The organism is Kribbella catacumbae DSM 19601, from assembly GCF_000372465.1.
GTDB lineage: Bacteria > Actinomycetota > Actinomycetes > Propionibacteriales > Kribbellaceae > Kribbella > Kribbella catacumbae.
The window spans coordinates 300,547-324,023 of sequence record NZ_AQUZ01000002.1 but is presented as its reverse complement, the minus strand read 5'-3'; the positions used below and the strand labels follow the sequence as shown (position 1 = coordinate 324,023).

The window sequence follows — 23,477 nt, the reverse complement described above, 5'->3', positions numbered from 1 at the left end:
TTAGGCCTCCTCTCGCGACAACTCGTCCTGCAGGAAAGCGGCCTGCTCCTTCAACTGCGGCGTCGGCGTCGCGTACAGATGCGCGAACAGCTCGGCCGGATCCGGCGACACCTCCTGCATCAACCCCACCCGCAACTCCTCTGCGACCTTGTCGGCCGCGGCCGCCGCTTCGCTCCGCCGTACGTCGTCAAGCAGTCCTTCAGCCGACAGGTAAGCGTCCAGCCGCTTCAGCGGATCGCGCTCCAACCACGGAGTGACCTCCGAGTCGTTGCGGTAGCGGGTCGCGTCGTCGGCGTTCGTGTGCGCCTGCACCCGATACGTGTGTGCCTCGACCAACTGCGGCCCCTCACCAGCCCGAGCCCTGCCGACCGCGGCACCCAGTACTGCGAGCAGCCCGGCAAGGTCGTTGCCATCGGCCCGCTCTCCCGGTACGCCGTACCCGATGCCCTTGTGGGCAAGGGATGGCGCGACCGTCTGCCGCGCGAGCGGGACGGAGATCGCGTACTCGTTGTTCTGGATGAAGAACACCACCGGCGCCTTGAACACGGCGGCGAAGTTCAGCGCCTCGTGGAAGTCGCCCTCGCTCGTCGCGCCGTCCCCGCAGAGTGCCATCACAACGGTGTCCTCGCCCTTGAGCCGCGCGGCGTGCGCGACTCCGACGGCGTGCACCAGCTGGGTCGCCAGCGGCGTCGCCTGCGGCGCCACGTTGTGCTCGTACGGGTCGTAGCCGGAGTGCCAGTCGCCGCGCAGCAGCGTGAGCGTCTCGATCGGGTCGACGCCCCGGCTGACGATCGACACGGTGTCCCGGTACGTCGGGAACAGCCAGTCCTGCTCGCCGAGCACCATGGTGGCGGCGACCTGGCAGGCCTCCTGGCCGTGCGACGACGGATAGACCGCGAGCCGGCCCTGCCGGACGAGCGCGCTGGCCTGGTCGTTGATCCTGCGGCCCACGACCAACTGTGCGTAGCCGTCGACAAGAGCCTCCGGCGCCGGCATCCCGTACTGCGGGTTGTCGTGCCGGCCGCCGTGCTCGTCGATGAGCTGGACTGGTTCGGCGGAGGGGAGCAAACGCTCCTCGACGGTAGTCATGGACCCTCCTGTACGGAAGACGGACGGATGCCTCATCGTCATACTTGTAGCCATTCGGATCCATAGCTGGGAAAATCCCAGGACGATCGGCAACATCTGGCCAACCCTGGGAGCAAAATGTCCGACGACGTATTGGTGGCTGCCACCGAACCTGGACAGATGGTCGTCGCCCCGGCGCTCGACGAGATCGACCGGCAGATCGTGGCGGCGCTGAGCCGGGACGGCCGGCTCTCGATCCGGGCCCTGGCCGACCAGATCCACATCTCCCGCGCGAACGCCTACGCCCGGGTCGAACGCCTCACCGGGACCGGCGTGATCACCGGTTTCACCGCCACGGTCGACCCGCTCAAACTCGGGCTGGCGACTTCGGCGTACGTCACTCTCAGTCTTCGCCAGAGCTCCTGGCGAGCGTTGCGCGAACAGCTCCAGGCGATCCCCGAGGTCAAGCACATGGCCCTGGTCGGCGGCGACTTCGACGCCATCCTCCTGGTCCGCGCGGCCGACAACGAAGGCCTCCGCCGGGTAGTACTCGAAAAGCTCCAGGCCATCCCCGAGGTCCTCGGCACCCGAACCGCGCTGATCTTCGAAGACCTCGGCACGCTTTAGCGCCTACCCTGAAATATGGGGTGCGGGAAACGGACGTGCTTGGTCGCTGTCATCGCCTGCGCGACGACAGTACTGACGGCCTGCGACCCGCGCACCTCCCAAGCGGCTGTCGGCATGACGGTCGACAAGGCGGGCAATCCAGTCATCGTGCTACAGGACTGCCTGGCCGACATCAGCCAACTGGAGCTGTCCGACGAGACGGGTTCGCAGGTCTTCTACGAGACCGAGGAGCCGGCCCCGGTAGTCGCCCAGATCCCGCTGTTGACCGGCACCGACGAGTGGCGACCGAGCCAGCCGGTACCGAAGCCACGCGCGGCCGGCAAGTTCGTGGTCAAGGCCTGGGGCGACGGGCACAGGTATCTCGGCCGCAGAACCGAGTTCACGCTCGCCGACCTGAAGAGCCTCAAGCCCGGCCAGGTCCGCCACGACTGGCGCCCGTACGGCGAGCCGCCGACCTACGGCGCCTCGCCCAGCACCCCGCAGTACAGAGTCACCTCTCTGGACGACTTCACCACCGACGACTGCCCGTAGTACGGGCCGGTACTACGCGCCGCGGCGGCGGTGGCGGTCGGCGTAGGAGCGGAGGGCTCGGAGGAAGTCGACTTCGCGGAAGGCGGGCCAGTAGGCCTCGCAGAAGTAGAGCTCGGAGTACGCGCTCTGCCAGAGCAGGAAGTTCGACATCCGCTGTTCGCCGCTGGTACGGATGATCAGGTCGGGATCCGGCTGACCGGTGATGTAGAGGTGCTTGGTGATGTCGTCGGCCGAGAGCGAGTCGGCCAGGCCACTGAGATCGTTGCCCGCTTCCGCCTCTGACTCGAGTAGCGAGCGGACCGCTTCCACCACTTCCTGCCGTCCGCCGTACCCGATCGCCAGGGTGATGTGGTTTCCGGTGGTGCAGTCCCTGGTCGCGTCGACCGCGTTCTTCAACGCGTGGGCCGTGCTGTCCGGCAGCAGGTCGAGCAGGCCCGCGATCTGAACCCGCCAGCGGCCGCCTGGTTGCGCCAGGCGGCCGGCGACGATCTCCTCGACGACCTCCATCAGGTACGCGACCTCGGCGTCGCCGCGCTTGGCGAGGTTCTCGGTCGAACAGATGAAGACGGTGACGTGCGGTACGCCGGCCGTCTCGCACCAGCCGAGCAGGTTCTCGATGTGCTCGGCGCCGCGGCGGTGGCCGACGCTCGGGTTGCTGTGCCCCTGACCGCGCGCCCACCGCCGGTTGCCGTCCATCACCACACCGATGTGCTCCGGCAACGACCGGCCGGCGAGCTGGGAACGGAGACGGCGGACGTACAACGCATACAGCGGACCGGTGGCGGGCATGCGGAGTAACTTACTCGTCTCAGAGGGTAACGCGCAGCCCTCTACTCCTCGGCCCAGTCGCCGGCCGGCTGGCCGGGGATGTGGGTGCCGAAGGTCCACTCGTAGCCTTCCGGGTCGGTGACCCGGCAGCGGTAGTTGCCCCACTCGGTGTTGTCAGGGGTCCACACGGACTCGGCGCCGTGCTTCGTCGCGGTGGCGTACACCTCGTCGACCTCCGCCTGGGACCCGAGCGCGATGTACAGCCCGTGCCCGACGCTGTCTCCCTTGCGCGGCAACTTCTCGTAGCCCTCCTCGTCGGTGAAGAGGGTGAAGGCCGCATCCCCACGCCGCACCTCGGCGTGCATGATCCCGCCCTTGTCGTCGGGGTACTGCATCGTGGTCTCGAACCCGAAGGCATCCTCGAGCCAGCGCAGCGCGGCGACCGCGTCCCGATAGCCGAAGTACGCGTGCAGGCTGGCAGCTCTGTTCTCCGTCATGAGACCAGCCTGCCGAAGGTAGCGGCCAGCTACTGGCCTCTACTCGGATTCTTTGAGCTGAGCCCCGTCTTTCATCAACAGGTCGAGGTCGGCCTTCCGATCCCGCCGGCGCCGGTAGACGCCCCTGATCAGTACGCCGAACAGCCCGGTCCCCAGCCAGGTGGTGCTGAACGTCGTGGCGATCACGGACCAGACGGCGTACCCGCCGCTCAGGTCGTTGACGAACACCCCCACCACTCCGGCGACGACCCCAGCCACCAGGCCGATCCAGAACAACGGGTCCCGCGTGATCGGCTCGTCGAATCCCATACCCCTAGATCGCGCTCCTGCCTCCGTTGTTACCGGACAGCCTACGGCGGGTGGCGCGTTGGCGGCGGAACCAGATGAAGAAGGCCACGCAGGGGATCAGCAGACCGCCGATGCCGAGGAGGAGGAAGTTCCAGAAGGCGCCGACGTGGTCGACCAGCCAGCCGAAGTTCTGGCCGAAGAAGCCGGTCACGAAGGTCAGCGGCAGGAAGATCGTGGCGAGGATCGTGAGCTGCTCGATGGTCGCGTTCTGCTGGACGCTGACCTTGGTCTGCTCGACCGAGATGACCGCCATGTTCGCCTCCAGCACCGTCGCGAGCAGGTCCCGTTGGGCGGCGACCTCCTCGTTCACCAGGACGAGGTGGTCGTGGACGTCGCGGAAGTACGGCAGCAACCCGGTGTTGCGAGCACCTCGCTCGATTGTCGCCAGTACTGCGAGCAGCGGGTGCACCGCGCGGTAGAAGTCGGTCACCTCGCGCCGGAGGAAGTAGATCCGCTCGGTCGGCGCCACCGACCCGGCGAACACCGTCCGCTCGACCTGCTCGATGTCGCGTTCCAGCTCGGCCACCACCGGCCCGTAGCCGTCCACCACCTGGTCGAGGATGGCCCAGAGCACCGAGTTCGTACCGTTCTCCAGGAGCTCAGGCCGCTGCTCCAGCCGGGTCCGGGCGCCGTGCAGCTCACTCGCCACCCCTTGCCGCACGGTGATCACGAACGCGGGTCCGACGAACACGCTCACCTCACCGAAGTCGACCTCCTCCCGCTCCTCGTCGTACCGGGCGGTGCGCAGGATGACCAGCCGGATGTCGCCTTCGTACGGCTCCACCTTCGGCCGCAGGTGGAACGTCTGCGCGTCCTCGACGGCGAGCTCGTGCAGCCCGAAGCTCTTGCTGACCTGGGCCAGCTCCTCCGTACTCGGATCGAACAGCCCGAGCCAGACGAATCCGCCCCGCTGGCAGTGCGCGGCAGCGTCCTCGACCGACATCGGCCCGACGTGCTGACGATGGCCGTCCCGGTAGTACGCGCAGTCGATAATCATGGCCGGCTCCTTACTGGTCTCCTCCGATGGTGCGCGCCGGTACTGCGGCCGCGGTACCCCTGTCGGCGGGCGAGCGCATGGACTCGCGGGTGCGCGAGCGTGAACTAGCCGAATAGGGTGGCTGAGTCCTCAACCTTTGCGGGAGTCGCGATGTCACGTCCTACCGTTCTGATGCCCGGGCCGATGAATGAGACCGTGCTGACCGGGACCGCAGAGCACTTCGACGTGATCCGGCTGTGGGAAGAGGACGATCCGGACGCAGTACTGGCTGAGCGGGCGAAGGAGATCACGGCGGTCGCCACCGGCGGTACGACGATCGACGGCGCGTTCCTCGACAAGCTGCCTGCGCTGCGACTCGTCGCCAGCTTCGGCGTCGGGTACGACAAGATCGACGCGACGGCCGCCGCCGAGCGCGGTGTGATCGTCACGAACACGCCCGGCGTACTGGACAACGAAGTCGCGGACACCGCCCTCGGGCTGCTGCTGATGACTGTCCGCGAACTCCCGCAGGCCGAGCGCTACCTGCGAGCCGGCTCCTGGAACGAGCGGCCCTATCCGCTGACCCCAGCCACGCTGCACGGCCGGTCGATGGGCATCCTCGGCCTCGGCCGGATCGGCGAGGCGATCGCGGTACGTGCGCAGGCGTTCGGCGTCTCCGTTGCGTACCACAACCGTAGCCAGAAGGACGTTTCCTATCAGTACTACCCGACGCTGCTAGAGCTGGCGAGCGCTGTCGACATCCTGATGATCGTCATCCCCGGCGGCGACGAGACCCGGCACCTGGTGGACGCCGAAATCCTCAAAGCACTCGGCCCCGGCGGCATCCTCATCAACGTCGCCCGCGGCACCGTCGTCGACGAGGAAGCACTCGCGGAAGCCCTCAGCACGAAAACCATCCTGGGCGCCGGCCTGGACGTCTACGAACACGAACCCGCAGTACACCCAGCCCTACTCACCCTGGACAACGCCGTACTCCTCCCGCACGTAGGCTCCGCCAGCATCCCCACCCGCAACGCCATGGGCCAGCTAGTAGTAGACAACCTCCACAACTGGTTCACCCACGGCACCCCACTAACCCCAGTCCAAGAATCCACATCCCTCCTCCAGAACCCGCAGTCTTAACCACGGACACCCGCCCGTGCCCACTGAAACCTGCCCAACGTGCGGCCGGCCCACCGACGCTCACGATCGCCACATCCGTTTCCAGCTCCCCACGCCGCTCTACGACTTACCGGACTGGGAGCAACTGCCAGGCCTGTGGATGAGCCACCAGACCCCAACCGAATCGGTGATGCTGCAGGCCGATGGCTTCGGTGCCTTCGTCCGCGCCCTGCTACCGGTCCAGCTCGAGGGCGGCCACAAGCTGACCTACGGCGTCTGGGTCGGCGTCCACCCGGACCAACTCCAGCAGGCCTTCGCCGTCTGGTGGGACGACTCCCCTGCCTACCTCGACCTACGCCTCGACGGCAGGCTCGCGAACCGGATCGACCCCTGGGATCTCCTCGGCGTCCCAGTCGTCGCAACCGTCCTCGACCAGGACACGACCCCGGTCTGCACCTCCTCCGACGACCCGCTACTGACCCGCGTCCTCGCTGAAACCTGGCCCCACGACGAAGCCCTTCCCTAGCGACCGTCCTGCGAGGGCCGGTAGATCGTGCCGGTACTCCGCCTGCCGCTCGTCCGGGAGGCGTGACGGGTCAGTCACCAGCTCAGCTCTGTGGCTGGGCGATGTTGATCATCCAGGTGACGCCGAACTGGTCGTTGACCATGCCGAACTCGTCGCCCCACATCTGCTTTTCCAGGGGCATGGTCACTGTGCCGCCGTCGGACAGCTTGTCGTAGAAGCCGCGGAGCTCGTCGGCGTTGTCGCCGCTCAGGCTGACCGACATCGTGGTGCCCGCCTTGAACTCCAGCTCCGCCGGAGTGTCCGAGCCCATCAGGGTGTAGCCCTGTGGCGTCTCGAGCATCGCGTGCATGATCTTGTCGGCGCCGCCGCCCTCCGCCGCGCCGAACTCCCCGAACGTGTTCATCGCCAGCTCGCCGCCGAACACCGCCTGGTAGAACTCGAAGGCCTGCCGGGCGTTCCCGTCGTAGCTGATGTACGGGTTGAGTCGAGATGACATCACATACTCCTAACCTCATTTTCTCCTGACGGCTCGCACACTAGACCCGGCCCCGGACACTTTTCGAGACCTCGGCGGCAGCCGGCTCAGGCGCAGTAATCCAGCGGCGTCACGGGGACGAAGCGGTCTAGATTGACCGCCATGATTCTGAGGCACGTGACATTCGACTGCGCCAACCCGTACGAGCTGGCGACCTTCTGGAGCAAGGTCACCGGCTGGCCCGTCTCCGCCGAGGACGCCCCCGGCGACACCGAGGTACTGATCGAGGCGCCGGCCCCCGTGCCCGGCATGCTCTTCATCGCGGTCCCCGACGCCAAGACTGTCAAGAACCGCCTGCACATCGACTGGCAACCCACCGACCGCACCCGCGACGAGGAGGTCACCCGCGTCCTCACCCTCGGCGCCACCATCCACGAGGACCACCGCAAACCCAACGGCCGCGGCTGGGTGACCCTCAAGGACCCCGAAGGCAACGAGTTCTGCCTCGAAATGAGCCCAGCCGAGCTCTGACCAGGGTTCAGCGGACCCGGTAGATCGCGCCGCCCGGGGTGATGCCGATGGTGGTTTTGCGGCCGGCGATGGTGAAGGTGACCGCGTAGGTGTCCTTGGACCACCGGGTCGTGTAGCTGACGTTGGCGGTGGACGACACCGGGGCGATCACGGAGAGGATCGTGGTCGCCGTGCCGGTGCGGTTGAAGGAGACGGCCGGGGCCGGTTCGCGGGTGAAGATGTTGTCGTAGTGCCAGCCCTGGACCGGATCCGTCTGGCCTTGCTTGACCGTCAGCGCTCCCGACGACGGAAGCTTCTGCTGGTAAGGGATCTGGAGCAGGAGAGTCTTCGTCCGATCGCCCGGCTTCTGCGCGACAGCAGCCGTCGGCGACACCACCGTCACCTTCTGGTCGCTCGGCAGATGCCACAACGCCTGGAAGTCCTGCGGGGTCGATGTCACGCCCGAACGCGGTGTACGTGATGCTCATGTGGTCGCTGTGCCCGTGGAACGCCGGCGCCGGACCGAAGCGGATGCTGTACGCCGCCTCCTGGCCGAACGGCCGCTTCTCGCCCCAGCCGCTCCGCCCGAACACGTACCCCGCCGAGTAGATCCCGACCTTCTGCGTGAGCTGCACACCCTGGGTCCCGCGCGACCCGGCGTACTCCAGCGGCGTATCGGGGTACGGGCTGACCGCGACCTCCTGAGAGTCGCCGATCTGGTGGTACTTGCTGAGCGAGTTGGTGGCCGGCGCGAGCCAGTTCGCCATCAGCGTACGCCGCGACATGATCGTCGTACCGGGGTCGGCGCCACAGGCTCGCAGTACGTCGCGCTCGCCGCCACCGGCGTACCCGGCGAAACCGATGGTGACCGCGATGACGGTCAGCAGCGAGGCCGCCTGGCGTGCCAGGCGGATCGGAGTACGGGCCATCACGGCACCCGATACAGAGAGCCGCCCGCCGTGATGCCGAAGGAGACCTTCGCCCCGGCGACGACCAGGTCGACGATGTACGTCGTACCGGACCAGCGGCCCTTGTACTGCACGGATCCGGTGGCCGGCACCGGCGCGATCACGGACAGGATCGACGCGCTGGTTCCGGATCGCGCGAACATCAGCGTCGGCGCGGAGTTCCGGGTGAAGATGTTCGGGTAGTGCCAGCCCTGGATCGGGCTGGTCTGGCCCTGCTTGATCAAGATCGCGCCGGCAGGGAGCGCCTGCCGGTACGGCACCTGGAAGAGGATGGTCCGGCTCGTGTCGCCGGGCTTCATCCCGATCGCCGTCGTCCGCGAGTAGACCGTTGCCTTCTGGTCGGACGGCAGGTGCCACAGCGTCTGGAACTGCTGCGCCTTGGTGGAACTCGCCCGGTCGAGACTGACGATCAGGTCCGGATCCTTGAGCACCAGTACTGCGCGGTTGCGGCTGATGCCGGCGCCTGGCGCATCGGCGAACTCATAGAAGTCCGAGTTCGCGTTGACAAGCCGCCTGGTCAGCTTGGTGACCGGGTACGTCTCCGGAGCCAGCGGTGTCGTCATGGCGCTGGCGGCGAACTGGCTCTTGGCCCACGTGCGCCAGGCGTCGGTCTGGTACCCGGCATGGCCGCCGTTGATCAAGATGTCGCGGCCACGGGACGTGTACGTGATGGCCGTGTGGTCGCTATGACCGTGCAGGGCGCGCGATGCGCCGTACCGGATGCTGTACGTCGACTCCTGGGCGAACGGGCGCGTCTCGCCCCAGCCGGTGCGGCCGAACACGTAGCCCGCGGAGTAGACCCCGACTCGGGTGGCCGGAGCGAGTCCGGCGGCGCCTCGCGTACCGGCGTACTCGAGTGGGGTTCCGGCGATCGGGTTGGTGGCGACGACCTCGGAGTCGCCGACCTGGTGCAGCTTGCCGAGGGAGTTCGTGGCGAGGCTGAGCCAGTTCGCCAGCAACGCTCGCCGGGTGTTGATCGTCGTACCGGCGCTGGCTCCGCACGCCTCGAGCGCGGTGACAGCACGACCCCAGAGCGCGTAGTTGAACTGTGCGTAGGCGGTCGATTGCTCGTTGGTCGAGCCTTGCTCGTCGATCGCGGTGGTGATGCCTGCCGCCAGCCGGTTCTGGGCGGTGGTCTTGTAGTCGTCGCGATTCAGAGTGCACCCGACGCCGAAGAGCGCGATGCTCTCGTCCGTGCCGTGGTTCCAGGCACCGCTCCAGTTGGCGGTCAGGAACGTGGCGTGGTTGACCAGAGCGGAGTCGAGCCATCCGTACGCCGCCGGCAGCGCGGTGACTGCGAGTCCCGACACGATCGCTTGACGTAGACAGAGCAGCACGTTGGTCCGGTGCATCGTGGACTCGTAGGCACCGATGTCGCCCTTCCACGAGTACGGGTTGTCAACGACCCAGTCCTTGGTGATCGCCGCCACCCGGTCGAGCGCCGCCGTGTTGCCCTGGCCGGCGGCCATGATTCCTTGCCCCAGCCAACGAAGTGAGTGGAACCACATGTACCAGCTGGGGTTCTTGTACGGGTTGAGCCGCCAGTTGACGTTTCCGTTGCCGTTGCCAACCTTGTACGGCGCGTAAGGCCCCCACGCGTAGATGTCAGCTTGGAGCTGCTCCACGGAGGTCGCATCGTCCACGGTGCTGAAGCCCGGGCAGGTGTAGGTGCCCGTTCCCGCCGCCATCGCCTTGCTGGCAAGGGTTTTCACATCACCAGCCGGTACTGCGGCCGCGGGCACCACATTGCTCTTGGCTGGATCGAACTGCGCGAACCCAAGCTCTGGCAGATCGGGCAGCACCGCGATCCCAGGCCGCACCGGATCAGCTGCCGCAGCCCCCTGCACGGCGACCAGCCCACCCATCGCGAGCGCGAACCCCACCGCCACGCTCACCCACCGACGACCCACCACAACAGCCCCCACTCACTCGTTGCTCTCCCCCGTACAGGGAGCACGATGAGCAAAACCCCGAGAAAGTTGCGCAGGGCACTAATTGCGGGTCGATCTAGGCGGCGAGGTCCTTCGCAGCCCGGTCCTCACGACGCGCGAGCCGCACGGTCCACAGCAGTCCGACCGGAACCACCGCGATGGCAGCGGCCGCGACCAGGCGGATCGTCCAGTCGGGGTTCACCACGATCACCCAGATCATCACCGCGACCACCGCGACGGAGGCAGGCCCCACGACGGCCGCCATCCGGATCACCCGCTGGCGCGTCCAGCGAGTCGGCGGCATGGGGTGCTTGATGAGCCAGTACAAGGCGAAGCCGGCGAGAGCGGCGCTCAGAGCCGGCGAGGCCGCCGCCCGGAGCCCGTCCGCCACGGCGAACCCCACGGCGCCGCCGACGAGCACCACCAGCACCACCGCGAGGACGATCCGTTGGCTCTTCACTCCCGGATGATGTCAGTCGAGCGGGTCGGTGATTCCGATTGGTGGGCCGACGAACTCGATCCAGTTGGCGCGGCCGACGGCCGCGAGCCGTTCCGGATCGACCGGGCCTGGGGGCGCGTCCGCGAACTGGTCGATGAACCGTTCCAGGCCCGACGGCGTCGTCACCACGAGCAACCGGCCCTGCGTGTCCCCCACGTTCTGAAACGCATGCGGTACGCCGCGGGGCCCGAAGGCCATCCCGCCCGTCGAGGCGTGGAACATGGCGTCACCCGCCTTGAACCGGAAGTCACCCTCGATGACGTACCAGAGTTCGTCCTCGCGCAGATGGGTGTGCCGCGCCGGCCCCTGCTTCGGCCCGATCAAGAATTCAAGCACTGTCATCGAGCCGTTCGTACCGGCGGTGTCCGCCTTGACGATGGCCAGATCCCCGGTGGGGGTCTCCACCGTCCGTCCCTCGCCGAACTGCACCGCGAAGGGAGAGCCGGGTCCAGACATTCGAGCCTCCTTCCAGCTGTCTTCATAGTGCTCCCACTTTCAGGATTAGTCCCGGTTGGCCGGGGACTATGGCACGATCTTGGAGTGACCAGCAGGACCGACGAGGACCAGCACCTGCGCGACCTCGCGCTGTTGCGGCGCGTCCGCGACCGGATCGACCGGGAGTACGCGCAGCCGCTGGACGTCGAGGCCCTCGCCCGTGGCATCAACGTGTCCGGTGGGCACCTCAGCCGCCAGTTCCGGCTCGCCTACGGAGAGTCGCCGTACTCCTACTTGATGACGCGCCGCATCGAGCGCGCGATGTCGCTGCTGCGCCGGGGCGACCTGAGTGTCACCGACGTCTGTTTCGAGGTCGGCTGCTCCTCGCTGGGAACCTTCAGCACCCGCTTCACCGAGCTCGTCGGCGTACCGCCGAGTGTCTACCGGCGAGAGGCGGCGGGAGCGCTGGAAGGAATGCCGTCCCTGATGTCGAAACAAGTGAGCAGACCGATCAGGAATCGAGAAGCGCCGGCCACCGAGCCGCAGCTAGCGTGATGCCCATGGACATCACGATCAGCGCAAGCTTCCTGCCGCAAAACGACCCTGACGCCGCGCTCGCCTTCTACCGCGACGCGCTCGGCTTCGAGCTCCGCAAGGACGTCGGCTACAACGGGATGCGGTGGCTCACCGTCGGCCCGCCTGAGCAGCCCGGTACCAGCATCGTCCTGCACCCGCCGGCCGTTGACCCCGGCATCACCGCGGACGAGCGCAAGGTCATCACCGAAATGATGGCCAAGGGCACTTTCGCCAGCATCCTGCTGGCCACCCCCGACGTCGACGCCGCCTTCGCGAAACTGCAGGCCACCGACGTCGAGATCGTCCAGGAGCCGATCGACCAGCCGTACGGCGTCCGTGACTGCGCCTTCCGCGACCCCGCGGGCAACATGGTCCGGCTGCAACAGGCCGGCTGACCACCCCCGCATTCCCTGCCAGGCGACGCCGTCCGCGACGGCGCCGCCCGACGAGACGGAGACAAGATGAGCAAGGCCGCTACGACGGGCAAGCAGGCACACGCCGCCGACAGTCACGACCTGATCCGGGTCCAGGGCGCGCGGGTGAACAACCTGAAGGACATCAGCATCGAGATCCCGAAGCGCCGGCTGACGGTGTTCACCGGCGTCTCCGGCTCGGGCAAGAGCTCACTGGTGTTCGGCACCATCGCGGCCGAGTCGCAGCGGCTCATCAACGAGACCTACAGCTCGTTCGTCCAGGGCTTCATGCCGTCGCTGGCGCGGCCGGACGTCGACGTGATGGACGGGCTGACGACGGCGATCATCGTCGACCAGGAGCGGATGGGCGCCAACCCCCGTTCCACGGTCGGGACCGCGACCGACGCCAACGCGATGCTGCGGATCCTGTTCAGCCGGCTGGCCAAGCCGCACGTCGGCGGGCCGACCGCCTACTCGTTCAACGTCCCGAAGCGGACCGCGACCGGCTCGCTGAGCTCCGACAAGGGCGCGGGCGAGAAGAAGGTCGTCCGCAACCTCGTCTACGTGGGCGGCATGTGCGCGCGCTGCGAGGGCATGGGGTCGGTCACCGACTTCGACCTCACCGCCCTGTACGACGACAGCCTGTCCCTCAACGAGGGCGCGCTGACGATCCCGGGGTACAGCATGGAGGGCTGGTACGGGCGGATCTACCGCGGCTGCGGGTACTTCAACCCGGACAAGCCGATCCGCAAGTACACGAAGAAGGAAATGCACGACCTGCTCCACCGGGAGCCGACCAAGATCAAGGTCGATGGCATCAACCTGACCTACACCGGGCTGATCCCGCAGATCCAGAAGTCGTTCCTGGCCAAGGACGTCGACGCGATGCAGCCGCACATCCGCGCCTTCGTCGAGCGGGCGATCACCTTCACCACCTGCCCGGACTGTGCCGGCACCCGCCTCAACGCCGAGGCGCTCGGGTCGAAGATCAAGGGCAAGAACATCGCCGATCTGTGCTCGATGCAGATCAGCGACCTGGCCGCCTGGGTGAAGGACCTCAAGGAGCCCTCGGTGGCTCCGCTGCTCAAGGCGCTGGGCGGCGCGCTCGGCGCGTTCGTGGATATCGGGCTCGGGTACTTGTCGCTCGACCGGCCGGCCGGGACGCTGTCCGGTGGTGAGGCGCAGCGGACCAAGATGATCCGCCACCTGGGCTCCTCGCTGACCGACGTCACGTATGTCTTCGACGAGCCGACGATCGGTCTGCACCCGCACGACATCCAGCGGATGAACGACCTGCTCCTGCAGTTGCGCGACAAGGGCAACACCGTGCTCGTCGTCGAGCACAAGCCGGAGGCGATCGCGATCGGCGATCACATCGTCGACCTCGGCCCGGGGGCCGGCTCCGGCGGCGGCGAGGTGGTGTTCGAGGGCACCCTCGACAAGCTGCGGACCAGTGGAACGCTGACCGGACGGCACCTGGATGACCGGGCCAGGCTGAAGGACGCCGTGCGCGACTCCTCCGGCAAGCTGGAGATCCGCGGCGCCGACATGCACAACCTGCGCGACGTCGACGTCGACCTCCCCCTCGGCGTACTGACGGTGGTGACCGGTGTCGCCGGCTCGGGCAAGAGCTCGCTGATCCACGGCTCGGTCGCGGGCCGGGAAGGGGTCGTGGCGATCGACCAGGGCGCTATCCGGGGGTCGCGCCGCAGCAACCCGGCGACGTACACGGGACTGCTCGACCCGATCCGGAAGGCGTTCGCGAAGACGAACGGCGTGAAGCCGGCCCTGTTCAGCGCCAACTCCGAGGGCGCCTGCCCGGCCTGCAACGGCGCCGGGATCATCTACACCGATCTGGGTGTGATGGCCACCGTCGAGGCTCCGTGCGAGGAGTGCGAGGGCAAGCGGTTCCAGGCGGCCGTGCTGGAGTACAAGCTCGGCGGCAAGGACATCTCCGAAGTACTGGCGATGCCGGTGAGCGAGGCCGAGGGCTTCTTCAGCGATGGTGAGGCGGTCACGCCCGCCGCGCACAAGATCCTCGACCGGCTCGCGGACGTCGGCCTCGGTTACTTGACTCTCGGCCAGCCGCTCACGACTCTGTCCGGCGGCGAACGCCAGCGCATCAAGCTGGCCACCCACATGGGCGAGAAGGGCGGCACCCTGGTCCTCGACGAGCCCACCACCGGCCTCCACCTGGCCGACGTGGAGCAACTCCTGGCCCTGCTGGACCGCTTGGTCGACTCCGGCAAGTCGGTCATCGTCATCGAGCACCACCAGGCCGTGATGGCTCACGCCGACTGGATCATCGACCTGGGCCCAGGCGCCGGCCACGACGGCGGCAAGCTCGTCTTCGAAGGCACGCCTGCCGACCTGGTCGCCGACAAGTCGACCCTCACTGGCCAACACCTCGCGTCCTACATCGCACGCTGACCCGCTTCACACGTACGGAGCTGGCCGGGGCTGCCTCAAGCGGCCCTACGTCAGCTCTTTGCGCATCTGAGCGCAGGTCGTCTCGTACCGCGTGATCGAACCGTCGGGGCCTTGCTGGTCCCAAGACTCGAGTCGCTCGTCGTACGCGACATAGCCCAGCCGCTCGTACAGGGCCCGGGCTCGCGGGTTGCTCAGCTCGACCCCGATCTCGGCCCGCCGAAGCCCTCGCGCCAGGATCCGCTGCTCAGCTGCTTTGATCAGCACCGTCCCAATCCCATAAGACTGCAACGCCGGATGCACTGCCAACTGCCACAACGATCCCGCCCCGGGATGCGGCCGGTAGTCGACCCCGCCGATGGCCACCGGCAGATCGGCCTTCGTGCAGACGGCGAGGTAGTCGACCTCCCCTGCCCGCGCGCGATCGAGTTCCTTGGCAACCTGCGTCAGATGCAGCTCGCTACCAGCAAACCCACACGCGGCCAGATCGGCGTACACCAGATCCCTGACCGTCAACTCGAGCACGACAGCAGCCATCCCCATCACCTCCTCCGGCAGTCTGCCAAACAGGTTCCTACCGTCTGGCGTTCGGTAGGGTCCGGTGATGGTCGATCTCAAAGACGAACTGTTGAAGGCGCTGCAGGCCAGCCGGGCCGTGATGCTCGCCAAGCTGGATGGATTGTCGGAGTACGACCGGCGCCGCCCTGCGACGCCGACTGGCACGAACCTGCTCGGCCTGGTCAAGCACCTGGCCGGCCTGGAGTACGGCTACCTCGGTGACTCACTCGCCCGCCCACCCGTCGAGCGACCGTCATGGTTCCGGGACGACCCGTACGACGAGATCGACATGTGGGCCACGCCTGACGAATCGAGTGACTACATTGTGGGCGTCTACCGCCAAGCCTGCGCTCACGCCGACCTCACCGTTGCCGACCTCGAGCTGGACAGCCCAGCTCAGGTGTCGCATTGGCCCGACGGCCACCAGAAGACGACGCTAGGCGTCCTGCTCGTCAGAATGCTCGCCGAGACCTCCCAGCACGCCGGCCACGCCGACATCATCCGCGAACTGACCGACGGCCAGACCAGCGCCGACGAAGCCTCCTGGGACGACACCAGAACCAAAGTCCAGCAGGCCGCGGATCACTTCCGCGACCTCCGGACAACCTCCACTTGAACAGACCTTGATGGACCGCGCCTGGCCGCCGTCGTACCAGCGTGCAGCTTCTAGCACGTCTCCTCGACCACGAGCAGTGACCCGCGCTGATCGTCCTTGAACTCGCCAGCGCGAAAGTCGGTGTGGTCGTTCGCCATGGTTTTCTTGCCATCCAGGTAGGGACGGATCATGGCCCCGAATCCTTCCCGATCTTTCGGCGCCACGTCGCGGATCTCCCCCTGGTAGGCATGCAGGACTCGTACCTGTGGGTCGTTGATCAGGGGTCCGCAGCGACTGCTTCGTCGACCACGCCGGCGAAGGTCGCACGGCGGTCAGGCTTCCGTTTGCGTCCCACCTGCACATCATCACTCACCCCGGTTTTACGTTCGCGTCCAGTTCGGGTCTCTGCCTGTCAGGCCGAGCGTCCGGTCCAGCAGCGGGGCGTCAGGCGAAACGGGGACCTCCGGACCGTAGAGACCCATTTCGCGGCCGAAGGGTGCGTGGCCGAGGGTCTCGTTGTGGACGTAGGCAAGGACATCGTCGTCGTAGCCGGTCTGCTGGCCCGTCGCGCGGGCGAGGTCCCAGCCGTGAACCACGAACTCGACGAGCACCATGCCACCGATCAAAGGCGCGGGCGAATCCTGGCCGCCAAGGGGCGTCACACCGTCCCACGCTGCCGGATCGCTCCAGGCGTCAGCCGTCCGGCGCAGTTGGCCGGCAAGGTCGGACGTCCAATCTCCGCTCGTGAGATCGATCTCGCTCTCGGCAGCGGCCGGTGGCATTCGCGCCTCTTTGCGAGCGGCCGCCTCCAGCGACGGGCCCCAGAAGAGGAGATGATTGACCAAGCTCCGTACGTCGTACTCAGCGCAAGGCGTAGGCGCAGTGAGCTGGCTGGGCTCGATCGCGCCGACCACCTTGGCGGTCGTTGCGGCGGCTCGAGTCATCAGCTGTTGTCCATCCATGCTGGACAGGTTAGGTCTGCTGGAAATGGTTGTCTTGAACAAACGCGACACCCGCGAGCTCGACTGGCCGCGGCATCAGCGCCATCAGTTCTTCCGGCCGTCACCGGATCTCGCGCAGTTCGTGGTGACGTACTGGCACGCGAGCTGGCGGTACGCAACGCCCTATCGCCAGCTGATCGTCCCGCTGCCGCAAGTGAACCTGTCGTACCGGTGCGGCGCCGTACCGGAAGTTCACGGGGTGTCCCGTGGACACACCTTCAAGGAGTTGAGCGGCAACGACTGTGCCTTCGGTGTGACCTTTCGGCCCGGCTGTTTCCGGCGCTTCCTCGGCGCTGCGGTGCGTTCGATCACGGACCGATCCGTGCCCGCCGCACAAGTCTTCGCCGACGTACCGGATCAACCGGAGATTCCGCTGATCGAGGCCATGCTCCGCCGGCTCCTGCCTGCACCGGATCCATCAGCAGATCTCGCCGCCGCAATCATCGACACCATCGCCACCGAGCCTGGCATCCAGCGAGTAGACCTCCTGGCCAGGCAGTTCGACCTCAGCGTCCGCCAACTGGAGCGGCTGTTCGCCGAGCACGTCGGTGTGGCTCCGAAATGGGTGATTCGCCGCCACCGCCTGCAAGAGGCCGCCGACCGGATGAAGGACACCAAGCCGATCGACTGGGCGGCCCTAGCCGACACACTCGGCTACGCCGACCAGCCCCACCTGACCCGCGACTTCACCCGCATGTTCAGCGAACCCCCGACCGCGTACGCCGCGCGCTACGGACCCGCCGTCAACTAGTACGACGGTCATCGGGTACTTGGTGCGAAACTGCCGCGTTCGTGGTCGGTCAGTCGAGGCAGAACTCGTTGCCCTCGACGTCCTGCATGTTTTGGCAGGACTCGTTTTCCTCGTCGGCAAGCAGCAGCTGGCCGCGTACTGCGCCGAGCGCGACCAGCCGTGCGCATTCGGCCTCGAGCACGGCCAGGCGCTCCTCACCCACCAGCCCGGTGCCGACCCGCACGTCAAGATGTACCCGGTTCTTGACGACCTTGCCTTCGGGAACGCGCTGGAAGAACAGCCGCGGGCCTACCCCCGAAGGATCAACGCATGCGAACGCCGACCCCTGACTCTCAGCCGGCAGCGAGCGATCGTACTCATCCCAACTGGCAAACCCCTCCGGCGGCGGCGGTACGACGTACCCCAGCACCTCACACCAGAACCGAGCGACCCGCTCAGGTTCGGCACAGTCGAAGGTAACCTGAAACTGCTTGACCGGCGACATCGCTCCACCATACAAGCGAGCTCTCCCATCGTCGCCGACATTTTCGCCACTTGAGCGGACCCTTCCAGTGGGCAGTCGCCCTGTAAAATGACTATCAAAATCAGCTACGGTCGGGCCCATGGTCCGCCTCTCGGAGATCACCTTCCGCCTGCCTGCGTCGCCGGAGTCATCCCGCTTCCTCGGTGAGCTGCGCACGTTGCTTGCCCAGGTCGCGTACGCCGAGTTCGCCGTCTCGGAGCCCGGGCGCGCGGTTGACCGCCTGACCCTCACGCCGCCGCGGCCCTTCGGCGCCCGTCCGGTGACGAGGTTCGAGCTGGCCGACGTACCTGCGCCTGAGGTCGCCTTCGACACAGGCCGGACTATCTCCGTCTGGAGCGACGACACAGCCGACCGACCAACGCCGTCGATCGAGATGGCGGACCTGACCCATCGCCTGAGTGGGCATGTTCAGCGGGTCGATCACACCGGCGTGAACCTGCCCGGCGGCGCTACTTCGCCCGAGCAATGGCGCGAACTCGTTGGTGCGCTCGCCTCGGCGGCCACGATGTATCGCTACCCCAGTGGCGAGCAGTGGCCGTTCGTCCTTCCATCGTCAGCTGATGAGCTTCGCGACGACATCCGCGACTTTGCCGTCGGCCGTGAGCCCCGTTTCGAGCTGGTCTACGACCAATGGCTGACGCAGACGGAGTGGCAGTTCGCGCTCTGGACCGACCTCACGCGGGCAGAGCTGGAACTGCTGTTCCCCGAGCCCGATGGGATCACCTTTCCCGACCTCGAGGAGATCTTCCGCGTCGTCGCGATCCGCCACCCCTGGCCAGGCCTGGGCATCCGATTCGACCTGTGCTACCGCATCGAGGACGGCCCGTCCGACTGGGAAACCGGCGAGTGGCTGGTGACCGAAGGCGGCCGCATCCGCTGACAATAGCCTTGTTAGCAAGCGATCCCCGCGACAGTCTCGTTCACTGCGGCTCGTTCGGGTGACTCGCCGAATTCGATACTCCAGAGCGCATCCTTGACCGCGCACGCCTGCACCCAGCGGACGACTTGCTCCCGATCTAATTCAGCCGCCTCGGCGAAGGCAGCCAGCTGGTACGACAACGTCTCCGCCAGATCCGCCGGCCTGGCCAAGGTGTGCCACCGGTCGCGTAGCAGGTTGACGGCGTCATAGGCGGGATCGCCTGCCCAGCCCTTCGGATCGATCACCATCCAAGGCTCGCGACTGCCCCTGAGGACGTTGCTGAAATGCATGTCGCCATGCACCAACAAATTCGGTTGGTACGCCGCCAGCTCACGACAGGTCTCCACCGCGCGTCCGACGAGGCGATCCGCCAGCGGTGCTTGCAACCTCCGATGCCTTGAGTCGATCTCCACTGCCCAGCTGGCAGCAACATCCTTCAGCGACGGAACTCCCACCGGCGCCGGCACCGCCAGCCGGCGATTCAGCCGACCCGCGACCACCACTCGCTCGACGGCATCGGGCAGCTCACGCAAGGAGTACTGGCCGCTTTCTCCAACACCATCGCGAATGCCTGGGCATCATGCTCCAGCAACCGCACCGCACCACAACCCGCCCACGCGGCAAGCGCCTTCGGCTCGGCGACATTGCCCGGATGGGGGAATGAGATCTTCAGGACAGCAGCGGTCCCATCGGCCCGGAGTACCGGTACTACGACGCCAACCGCGCCATGCATCGTCGGACCCGACGGCGTCAGCGCCCAATTCGCCAGCGCTTTATCGACCAGCCCCGGCAGCGCATCAAGCCAGACCCGCCCCGGCTCATTCTCCCGCTCACTGATCTCCCGTACGAACGGCTCCGGAACCTCAATCACCCGCGTCATCTCGTACGCGCTAGCCGTACTCGTGCTGAAGTGCGCCACCAACAAATCATGAACCGGCAGGCGCACCGGCGTAGGGTTTCGACATGGTCTCGCCCGCACAGAATCGTCGTCGCAACTGGTGGGCAGTGATCGGCGCGGTCGTTCTGATTCTCGCGAATGCGGTGTGGGCCCGGCTGGCGGGCGGCTCAGAATGGACAGACCCAGCAATCGTCCTGGCCCCCATCGCTGCGATGCTCGGGGCAGCGGCTGGGTGGGGAGCAGCCGTGCTGACGGAGCGACGTACCCGTTAGAACACTGTCAGCCCAGCCCGCATCCGTGTCTTCCCGCCTGCCGTTCAGCCAACGCGCAGAGGTCAATCGCCTGAGGCGGGCGGGTTGGATATGCCCCGGTCTCAATCTTCGAGTGCGTGCGCGATGGCTCCGCCGGTCGTCCAAGCGAGATCACCGATGACGCGCTCTACGGTCTCATCCAGGCTGCTGGACGAATCAATCACCTGCTCGCCTGGTACGCCGTGCTGGTCTTGCCAGATCCAGAGTTGCCTCGCAGAACGACAAGTCGCGTCGTCGCATCCCCAAGCTTCGGCACGCCGAGACCCTAGACCGGGCCAAGGTCGTCAGGCGGCCGCGGAACCCACATCCCCGTCGCCGCACCGATGAGCGCGATTCGGTGGGCGACGGGGGCGGGTCAGGTCTGTCAGGAGAACGAGACCCTCATGCTCTTGACCGCTCCGGACGGGAGGGCCCAACTGGCGGAGGCGAAGCCCTCGTCGTAGCCGGTGACGTAGGAGACGACCGAGCTCGACCAGTTCGTACTGCGCTTCGTGCAGGACGGGTCGCACAGGTCCTTGGTCTTCGAGCTGCTCTTGCCCTTTTCGACGTGGCCGACCCGGACCCACTGCGGCTCGATCCACTGGCCCGCGGCGGGCTTGACCACGAGCTGTCCGCGCTCATCGAAGAACTTGCGGTAGCCGCGGTCGTACCGGTTCACACACACCTCGCCCGCGCTGTACTTCACGCACCGGCTCGCGGTCTTGAACCACTCGCTCCAGCCGGCGCCGACGGCTCACGAGCCGTCGGTTCTCGGGCTCCAAGCGACATACGTGCTGTAGGACGTCAGGACCGGCGACCAAGTGGACGTCCAGGCCGTCGTCTTCGGGGCGCACCCGCCGGAACAGTAGTACGTAATATTGCTGTTCCAGACGTAGCGGTCCGGCGTGATCGACTGGCCGGGGGCGGGCGCAACGGACACCCGCCCGCGGTAGCCGGTGACCGCCCCGGAGGCGGTGACCCGCTTCTGGGTCTCAGCGCAGACCGAGCCCGCTTCCACGGGGCCGGGCCCTTCGCGGTCAGAGGGGACGCGACGGAAGGCGCGGACGTCGGCTGGCTCGGGCTGGTGAAGTCCGCATGAGCTGCCGCGGCCGCGCCCAGCACCAGACCGCCTGTCAGCGCTGTAGCGACGACGACACGGGTGCGAGGTCGACGCAGGATGTTCCTCATCTAGTTCCATTCCTCCCTTGGACGGCCCGGGTTGCGACCGTACTCAGCTGCAGAACTCGCACACTAAGGATTCACAGGAACAACTCGCTGCCCGTACTCCGCCCGTACCGAAGAGCACCGTCCTTCTGTGCCGCCGACGGCCATCGCGGACCCAGACGGCAACGAGTTGGGCTTTGCACGCAACGGATGATCTGGTGAACGCACTGTCCGGGCGGCAGGCTATTCGCCCGTGGCGCCGTCGATGCGTTCGCGGAGGAAATCCGCGTGGCCATTGTGGCGGGCGTACTCCTCGATCATGTGCAGGTAGATCCACCGCAGCGTGTAGTCCTCGCCCGGGCTGACTTCGTCGAGACTGCGCCCGGCGACGGCCTCTCGCGACCGGGCGACACTCGCTTGATAGCTGGCCAGGTCGTCAGCGGCATGCGTGATGTCGACCTCGTCGCCGCGTGCCGTCGAGCCTGGCACGTAGTCCCAGAAATACAGGTGGTCCGGTTGCCTGTCGTACTCATGGAACCAGGCTTCGACCCCAGACATGTGCCGAACAAGGCCGAGCAACGAGAGCGTCGACGGCGGCACCGACCGCAGCGCCAGTTGTTCCGGCGTCAGCCCGCCACATTTCATCAGCAATGTCGTGCGCTGGTACTCGAGGCGGTCCTCGAGCGCGGCCCGCTCGTCGATCGGGTTGTTCGGCGGCTCGACTCGCTCCGGCATGGTCCACGTCGACACTCCGGCAACCTTACATACGCGCCGACCCCCTTTGCCATCACTTTCCTGGAGTCGCCCTGTCGGATCGAACCGATGACGTTCCCATGAGGAGTCCGTTGCCCTGAGCACCAACCACGCGACGCCCCCGGCCCTGAGCAGCTGTGTGACCCGCCCGGTTTGGATTGTCGGTGGGTGGAGCTACGGTCGCCGTCATGTACACGGCGGCGGCGAAGTTTCGACGTACTGCGGCTGAACGGGGTTGATCAGGAACTGGCGTGGCGGCGGAGGGATCAGGCGTTCTTCGCAGCCGGGGCCTGTTACATCCTCGACCACCACGGGTGGACGCTCGAAGAGGAGCTGCTCGCCTGCACTGCGGAGTACGAGCCCGACCGGCCGTGGGAGATCATCCCCATCCCCGCCGATCTCGCGACCTTCTGCGCGACCATGGCGCATCGCCTGCCGGACCAGTACTACGCCGACCCGCGCCCGCGTGCTCGTGCGTACCTCGAGCGCTTTCCCTCGATGCCACCCGCCGGAGATCAGGACAGGTGAGGAGCATCCCACCCGGTGAACGGCCGGAGGCCGCATGCGCACAGCCGGCCCCGCGCACGCGGCGCGCCTTGATCGCTTAGTGCCGCGACGCGACCAGGCCTAGGTCGCGCTCACGCGTCGGCGTGCGGCCAGCGAGCCTTCCTGGCGCCCACCTGCCGCCGGCGTCTTTCAGGACCGCGGTACGGGTGCGGTACGGGCAGGGACACGTCGGTGACAGCTCATACAGTCGCGACACATTCAGCGGGCGGGCGCAAGCCGGCTCGAGGACATCTCTCTTGGAGGATTGATGAAGGCACGCGTTCTGAGGGCCGTGGTAGGGGTCGCAGCGGTGTTGATTGGGTTGTTGGTGGCAAGTCCTGCGCAGGCGACCGACGGACCGGACTCGGTTCGCGTGTACTACCCGGGAACCTCCGGCAGTGGTGGGTACGCCCGGGCGGACATCGACTTCATCAGCCGGACGGAGGCCGTCTGCCGGAACTTCACGGTGCGCGACGTCTGTCCCGGTGACGGCCGTCCGGTGCGGGCCCAGATGTCGGTGGTGGACGCCAACGGAATTCGCAGGCATCTCGGCCCCTTGAAGGCGGACACCAACGGCTGCGGGCCCAACGGCACCAACTTCGGGACCATCAGGATCAGCGACGTCAGAGGCGTGGCGAGGGCAGGCCTGTGGGTATGCGTCTACACAGACTCAGCCGGCACCCTGCGGTGCGCGACCAGTACGGGCCGAGACAACCCATACCTCTGAGCCTTCTGACGCAGTAGGCGGTTCATCGCACTCCGGATGCTGGCCTCGTTGCGGC

At 66.9% G+C, this 23,477-nt stretch carries 31 protein-coding genes and 1 pseudogene; 15 read left to right on the top strand and 17 right to left on the bottom strand.

Translation table 11 applies throughout. The annotated features are described in order from the left end of the window. A complete protein-coding gene (locus tag A3ES_RS0103740) occupies positions 1 to 1,089 on the bottom strand; it encodes a thiamine pyrophosphate-dependent enzyme (RefSeq protein WP_020385438.1) in 1,089 nt (362 codons plus the stop codon). A gap of 117 nt (positions 1,090 to 1,206) precedes the next feature. Between A3ES_RS0103740 and A3ES_RS0103735 the strand changes: the two genes are divergently transcribed. Then, positions 1,207 to 1,695: an Lrp/AsnC family transcriptional regulator gene (locus A3ES_RS0103735; protein ID WP_020385437.1), complete on the top strand. Its 489-nt coding sequence runs from the start codon at positions 1,207 to 1,209 to the stop codon at positions 1,693 to 1,695. A gap of 39 nt (positions 1,696 to 1,734) precedes the next feature. Next, positions 1,735 to 2,226: a hypothetical protein gene (locus A3ES_RS0103730; RefSeq protein ID WP_020385436.1), complete on the top strand. Its 492-nt coding sequence runs from the start codon at positions 1,735 to 1,737 to the stop codon at positions 2,224 to 2,226. A 12-nt stretch (positions 2,227 to 2,238) separates the two neighbouring features. Here the strand turns inward: A3ES_RS0103730 and uppS are convergent, their stop codons facing one another. Genes uppS through A3ES_RS46170 form a run of 4 tightly spaced genes read right to left on the bottom strand, consistent with a single transcriptional unit; the run spans position 2,239 to position 4,836 of the window. Continuing rightward, positions 2,239 to 3,015, bottom strand: a complete 777-nt coding sequence (gene uppS / locus A3ES_RS0103725; protein WP_020385435.1) for a polyprenyl diphosphate synthase — start codon at positions 3,013 to 3,015, stop codon at positions 2,239 to 2,241. 41 nt (positions 3,016 to 3,056) lie between these two features. Further along, positions 3,057 to 3,491 carry a VOC family protein gene (locus tag A3ES_RS0103720; protein WP_020385434.1) on the bottom strand — a complete coding sequence of 145 codons (435 nt, stop codon included), beginning with the start codon at positions 3,489 to 3,491 and terminating at the stop codon, positions 3,057 to 3,059. Between the two features lie 39 nt (positions 3,492 to 3,530). Then, complete coding sequence (locus tag A3ES_RS0103715; RefSeq protein ID WP_020385433.1) at positions 3,531 to 3,800, bottom strand: hypothetical protein; 270 nt, start codon at positions 3,798 to 3,800, stop codon at positions 3,531 to 3,533. Between the two features lie 4 nt (positions 3,801 to 3,804). Continuing rightward, entirely contained in the window at positions 3,805 to 4,836 is a 1,032-nt protein-coding gene (locus tag A3ES_RS46170) for a magnesium and cobalt transport protein CorA (protein ID WP_020385432.1), read from the bottom strand. A 183-nt stretch (positions 4,837 to 5,019) separates the two neighbouring features. On the opposite strand from A3ES_RS46170, the gene A3ES_RS0103705 reads away from it, so the two are divergent. Next, positions 5,020 to 5,958 (top strand): 2-hydroxyacid dehydrogenase, encoded by a 939-nt coding sequence (locus A3ES_RS0103705; protein WP_020385431.1) that lies wholly within the window; start codon positions 5,020 to 5,022, stop codon positions 5,956 to 5,958. Positions 5,959 to 5,974: 16 nt separating this feature from the next. Then, positions 5,975 to 6,463 carry a DUF2199 domain-containing protein gene (locus tag A3ES_RS46165; RefSeq protein ID WP_157630318.1) on the top strand — a complete coding sequence of 163 codons (489 nt, stop codon included), beginning with the start codon at positions 5,975 to 5,977 and terminating at the stop codon, positions 6,461 to 6,463. A gap of 82 nt (positions 6,464 to 6,545) precedes the next feature. On the opposite strand, the gene A3ES_RS0103695 is transcribed toward A3ES_RS46165, so the two are convergent. Next, positions 6,546 to 6,959 (bottom strand): VOC family protein, encoded by a 414-nt coding sequence (locus tag A3ES_RS0103695; protein ID WP_020385429.1) that lies wholly within the window; start codon positions 6,957 to 6,959, stop codon positions 6,546 to 6,548. 141 nt (positions 6,960 to 7,100) lie between these two features. Between A3ES_RS0103695 and A3ES_RS0103690 the strand changes: the two genes are divergently transcribed. Further along, positions 7,101 to 7,469, top strand: a complete 369-nt coding sequence (locus tag A3ES_RS0103690) for a VOC family protein (protein ID WP_040453901.1) — start codon at positions 7,101 to 7,103, stop codon at positions 7,467 to 7,469. 7 nt (positions 7,470 to 7,476) lie between these two features. On the opposite strand, the gene A3ES_RS0103685 is transcribed toward A3ES_RS0103690, so the two are convergent. Next, on the bottom strand, positions 7,477 to 7,908 hold the full coding sequence (locus A3ES_RS0103685; protein WP_020385427.1) for a hypothetical protein: 432 nt from the start codon (positions 7,906 to 7,908) through the stop codon (positions 7,477 to 7,479). On the opposite strand from A3ES_RS0103685, the gene A3ES_RS53780 reads away from it, so the two are divergent. Next, positions 7,902 to 8,057 carry a hypothetical protein gene (locus tag A3ES_RS53780; protein ID WP_020385426.1) on the top strand — a complete coding sequence of 52 codons (156 nt, stop codon included), beginning with the start codon at positions 7,902 to 7,904 and terminating at the stop codon, positions 8,055 to 8,057. The two genes, A3ES_RS0103685 and A3ES_RS53780, sit on opposite strands and share 7 nt — an antisense overlap. 117 nt (positions 8,058 to 8,174) lie before the next feature. Beyond that, positions 8,175 to 8,411, top strand: a complete 237-nt coding sequence (locus tag A3ES_RS0103675) for a hypothetical protein (protein ID WP_020385425.1) — start codon at positions 8,175 to 8,177, stop codon at positions 8,409 to 8,411. Here A3ES_RS0103675 and A3ES_RS46160 read toward each other — a convergent pair. The 3 genes from A3ES_RS46160 to A3ES_RS50995 form a co-directional block, all read right to left on the bottom strand. Beyond that, positions 8,377 to 10,311 (bottom strand): heparinase II/III domain-containing protein, encoded by a 1,935-nt coding sequence (locus A3ES_RS46160; protein WP_020385424.1) that lies wholly within the window; start codon positions 10,309 to 10,311, stop codon positions 8,377 to 8,379. The two genes, A3ES_RS0103675 and A3ES_RS46160, sit on opposite strands and share 35 nt — an antisense overlap. 112 nt (positions 10,312 to 10,423) lie before the next feature. Then, positions 10,424 to 10,807, bottom strand: a complete 384-nt coding sequence (locus A3ES_RS0103665) for a hypothetical protein (protein ID WP_020385423.1) — start codon at positions 10,805 to 10,807, stop codon at positions 10,424 to 10,426. Positions 10,808 to 10,819: 12 nt separating this feature from the next. Next, on the bottom strand, positions 10,820 to 11,302 hold the full coding sequence (locus A3ES_RS50995) for a cupin domain-containing protein (protein ID WP_020385422.1): 483 nt from the start codon (positions 11,300 to 11,302) through the stop codon (positions 10,820 to 10,822). Positions 11,303 to 11,386: 84 nt separating this feature from the next. Between A3ES_RS50995 and A3ES_RS0103655 the strand changes: the two genes are divergently transcribed. The 3 genes from A3ES_RS0103655 (at position 11,387) to A3ES_RS0103645 (ending at position 14,700) form a co-directional block, all read left to right on the top strand. Beyond that, a complete protein-coding gene (locus A3ES_RS0103655; RefSeq protein WP_020385421.1) occupies positions 11,387 to 11,836 on the top strand; it encodes a helix-turn-helix transcriptional regulator in 450 nt (149 codons plus the stop codon). A 5-nt stretch (positions 11,837 to 11,841) separates the two neighbouring features. Then, positions 11,842 to 12,252: a VOC family protein gene (locus tag A3ES_RS0103650; RefSeq protein ID WP_026162516.1), complete on the top strand. Its 411-nt coding sequence runs from the start codon at positions 11,842 to 11,844 to the stop codon at positions 12,250 to 12,252. A gap of 66 nt (positions 12,253 to 12,318) precedes the next feature. Continuing rightward, positions 12,319 to 14,700: an ATP-binding cassette domain-containing protein gene (locus A3ES_RS0103645; protein WP_020385419.1), complete on the top strand. Its 2,382-nt coding sequence runs from the start codon at positions 12,319 to 12,321 to the stop codon at positions 14,698 to 14,700. A gap of 45 nt (positions 14,701 to 14,745) precedes the next feature. Here the strand turns inward: A3ES_RS0103645 and A3ES_RS0103640 are convergent, their stop codons facing one another. Next, complete coding sequence (locus A3ES_RS0103640) at positions 14,746 to 15,234, bottom strand: GNAT family N-acetyltransferase (RefSeq protein WP_020385418.1); 489 nt, start codon at positions 15,232 to 15,234, stop codon at positions 14,746 to 14,748. Between the two features lie 67 nt (positions 15,235 to 15,301). Here A3ES_RS0103640 and A3ES_RS0103635 point away from each other — a divergent pair, with 67 nt between their 5' ends. Next, on the top strand, positions 15,302 to 15,871 hold the full coding sequence (locus A3ES_RS0103635; protein ID WP_020385417.1) for a DinB family protein: 570 nt from the start codon (positions 15,302 to 15,304) through the stop codon (positions 15,869 to 15,871). A gap of 359 nt (positions 15,872 to 16,230) precedes the next feature. On the opposite strand, the gene A3ES_RS0103625 is transcribed toward A3ES_RS0103635, so the two are convergent. Beyond that, entirely contained in the window at positions 16,231 to 16,812 is a 582-nt protein-coding gene (locus tag A3ES_RS0103625) for a TIGR03086 family metal-binding protein (RefSeq protein WP_026162515.1), read from the bottom strand. A 25-nt stretch (positions 16,813 to 16,837) separates the two neighbouring features. On the opposite strand from A3ES_RS0103625, the gene A3ES_RS0103620 reads away from it, so the two are divergent. Next, entirely contained in the window at positions 16,838 to 17,602 is a 765-nt protein-coding gene (locus A3ES_RS0103620; RefSeq protein WP_020385414.1) for a helix-turn-helix domain-containing protein, read from the top strand. Between the two features lie 49 nt (positions 17,603 to 17,651). Here A3ES_RS0103620 and A3ES_RS0103615 read toward each other — a convergent pair whose 3' ends face one another. After that, a complete protein-coding gene (locus A3ES_RS0103615) occupies positions 17,652 to 18,086 on the bottom strand; it encodes a VOC family protein (protein ID WP_020385413.1) in 435 nt (144 codons plus the stop codon). Between the two features lie 118 nt (positions 18,087 to 18,204). Here A3ES_RS0103615 and A3ES_RS0103610 point away from each other — a divergent pair, with 118 nt between their 5' ends. Next, the gene (locus A3ES_RS0103610; protein WP_020385412.1) at positions 18,205 to 19,005 is read left to right on the top strand and encodes a hypothetical protein; all 801 of its coding nucleotides are present in this window, start codon (positions 18,205 to 18,207) and stop codon (positions 19,003 to 19,005) included. 11 nt (positions 19,006 to 19,016) lie between these two features. On the opposite strand, the pseudogene A3ES_RS52330 reads toward A3ES_RS0103610, so the two are convergent. The 4 genes and pseudogenes from A3ES_RS52330 to A3ES_RS0103585 form a co-directional block, all read right to left on the bottom strand. Further along, a pseudogene (locus A3ES_RS52330) lies at positions 19,017 to 19,777 on the bottom strand (aminoglycoside phosphotransferase family protein). Between the two features lie 840 nt (positions 19,778 to 20,617). After that, complete coding sequence (locus A3ES_RS0103595; RefSeq protein ID WP_020385410.1) at positions 20,618 to 20,938, bottom strand: hypothetical protein; 321 nt, start codon at positions 20,936 to 20,938, stop codon at positions 20,618 to 20,620. 48 nt (positions 20,939 to 20,986) lie between these two features. After that, the gene (locus tag A3ES_RS0103590; RefSeq protein ID WP_020385409.1) at positions 20,987 to 21,250 is read right to left on the bottom strand and encodes a hypothetical protein; all 264 of its coding nucleotides are present in this window, start codon (positions 21,248 to 21,250) and stop codon (positions 20,987 to 20,989) included. A 389-nt stretch (positions 21,251 to 21,639) separates the two neighbouring features. Further along, on the bottom strand, positions 21,640 to 22,146 hold the full coding sequence (locus A3ES_RS0103585) for a DinB family protein (protein WP_020385408.1): 507 nt from the start codon (positions 22,144 to 22,146) through the stop codon (positions 21,640 to 21,642). A gap of 171 nt (positions 22,147 to 22,317) precedes the next feature. Here A3ES_RS0103585 and A3ES_RS0103580 point away from each other — a divergent pair, with 171 nt between their 5' ends. Beyond that, positions 22,318 to 22,677 carry a hypothetical protein gene (locus tag A3ES_RS0103580; RefSeq protein ID WP_020385407.1) on the top strand — a complete coding sequence of 120 codons (360 nt, stop codon included), beginning with the start codon at positions 22,318 to 22,320 and terminating at the stop codon, positions 22,675 to 22,677. Positions 22,678 to 23,023: 346 nt separating this feature from the next. Beyond that, on the top strand, positions 23,024 to 23,422 hold the full coding sequence (locus A3ES_RS0103575) for a hypothetical protein (protein ID WP_237744841.1): 399 nt from the start codon (positions 23,024 to 23,026) through the stop codon (positions 23,420 to 23,422). Positions 23,423 to 23,477 lie beyond the last annotated feature (55 nt).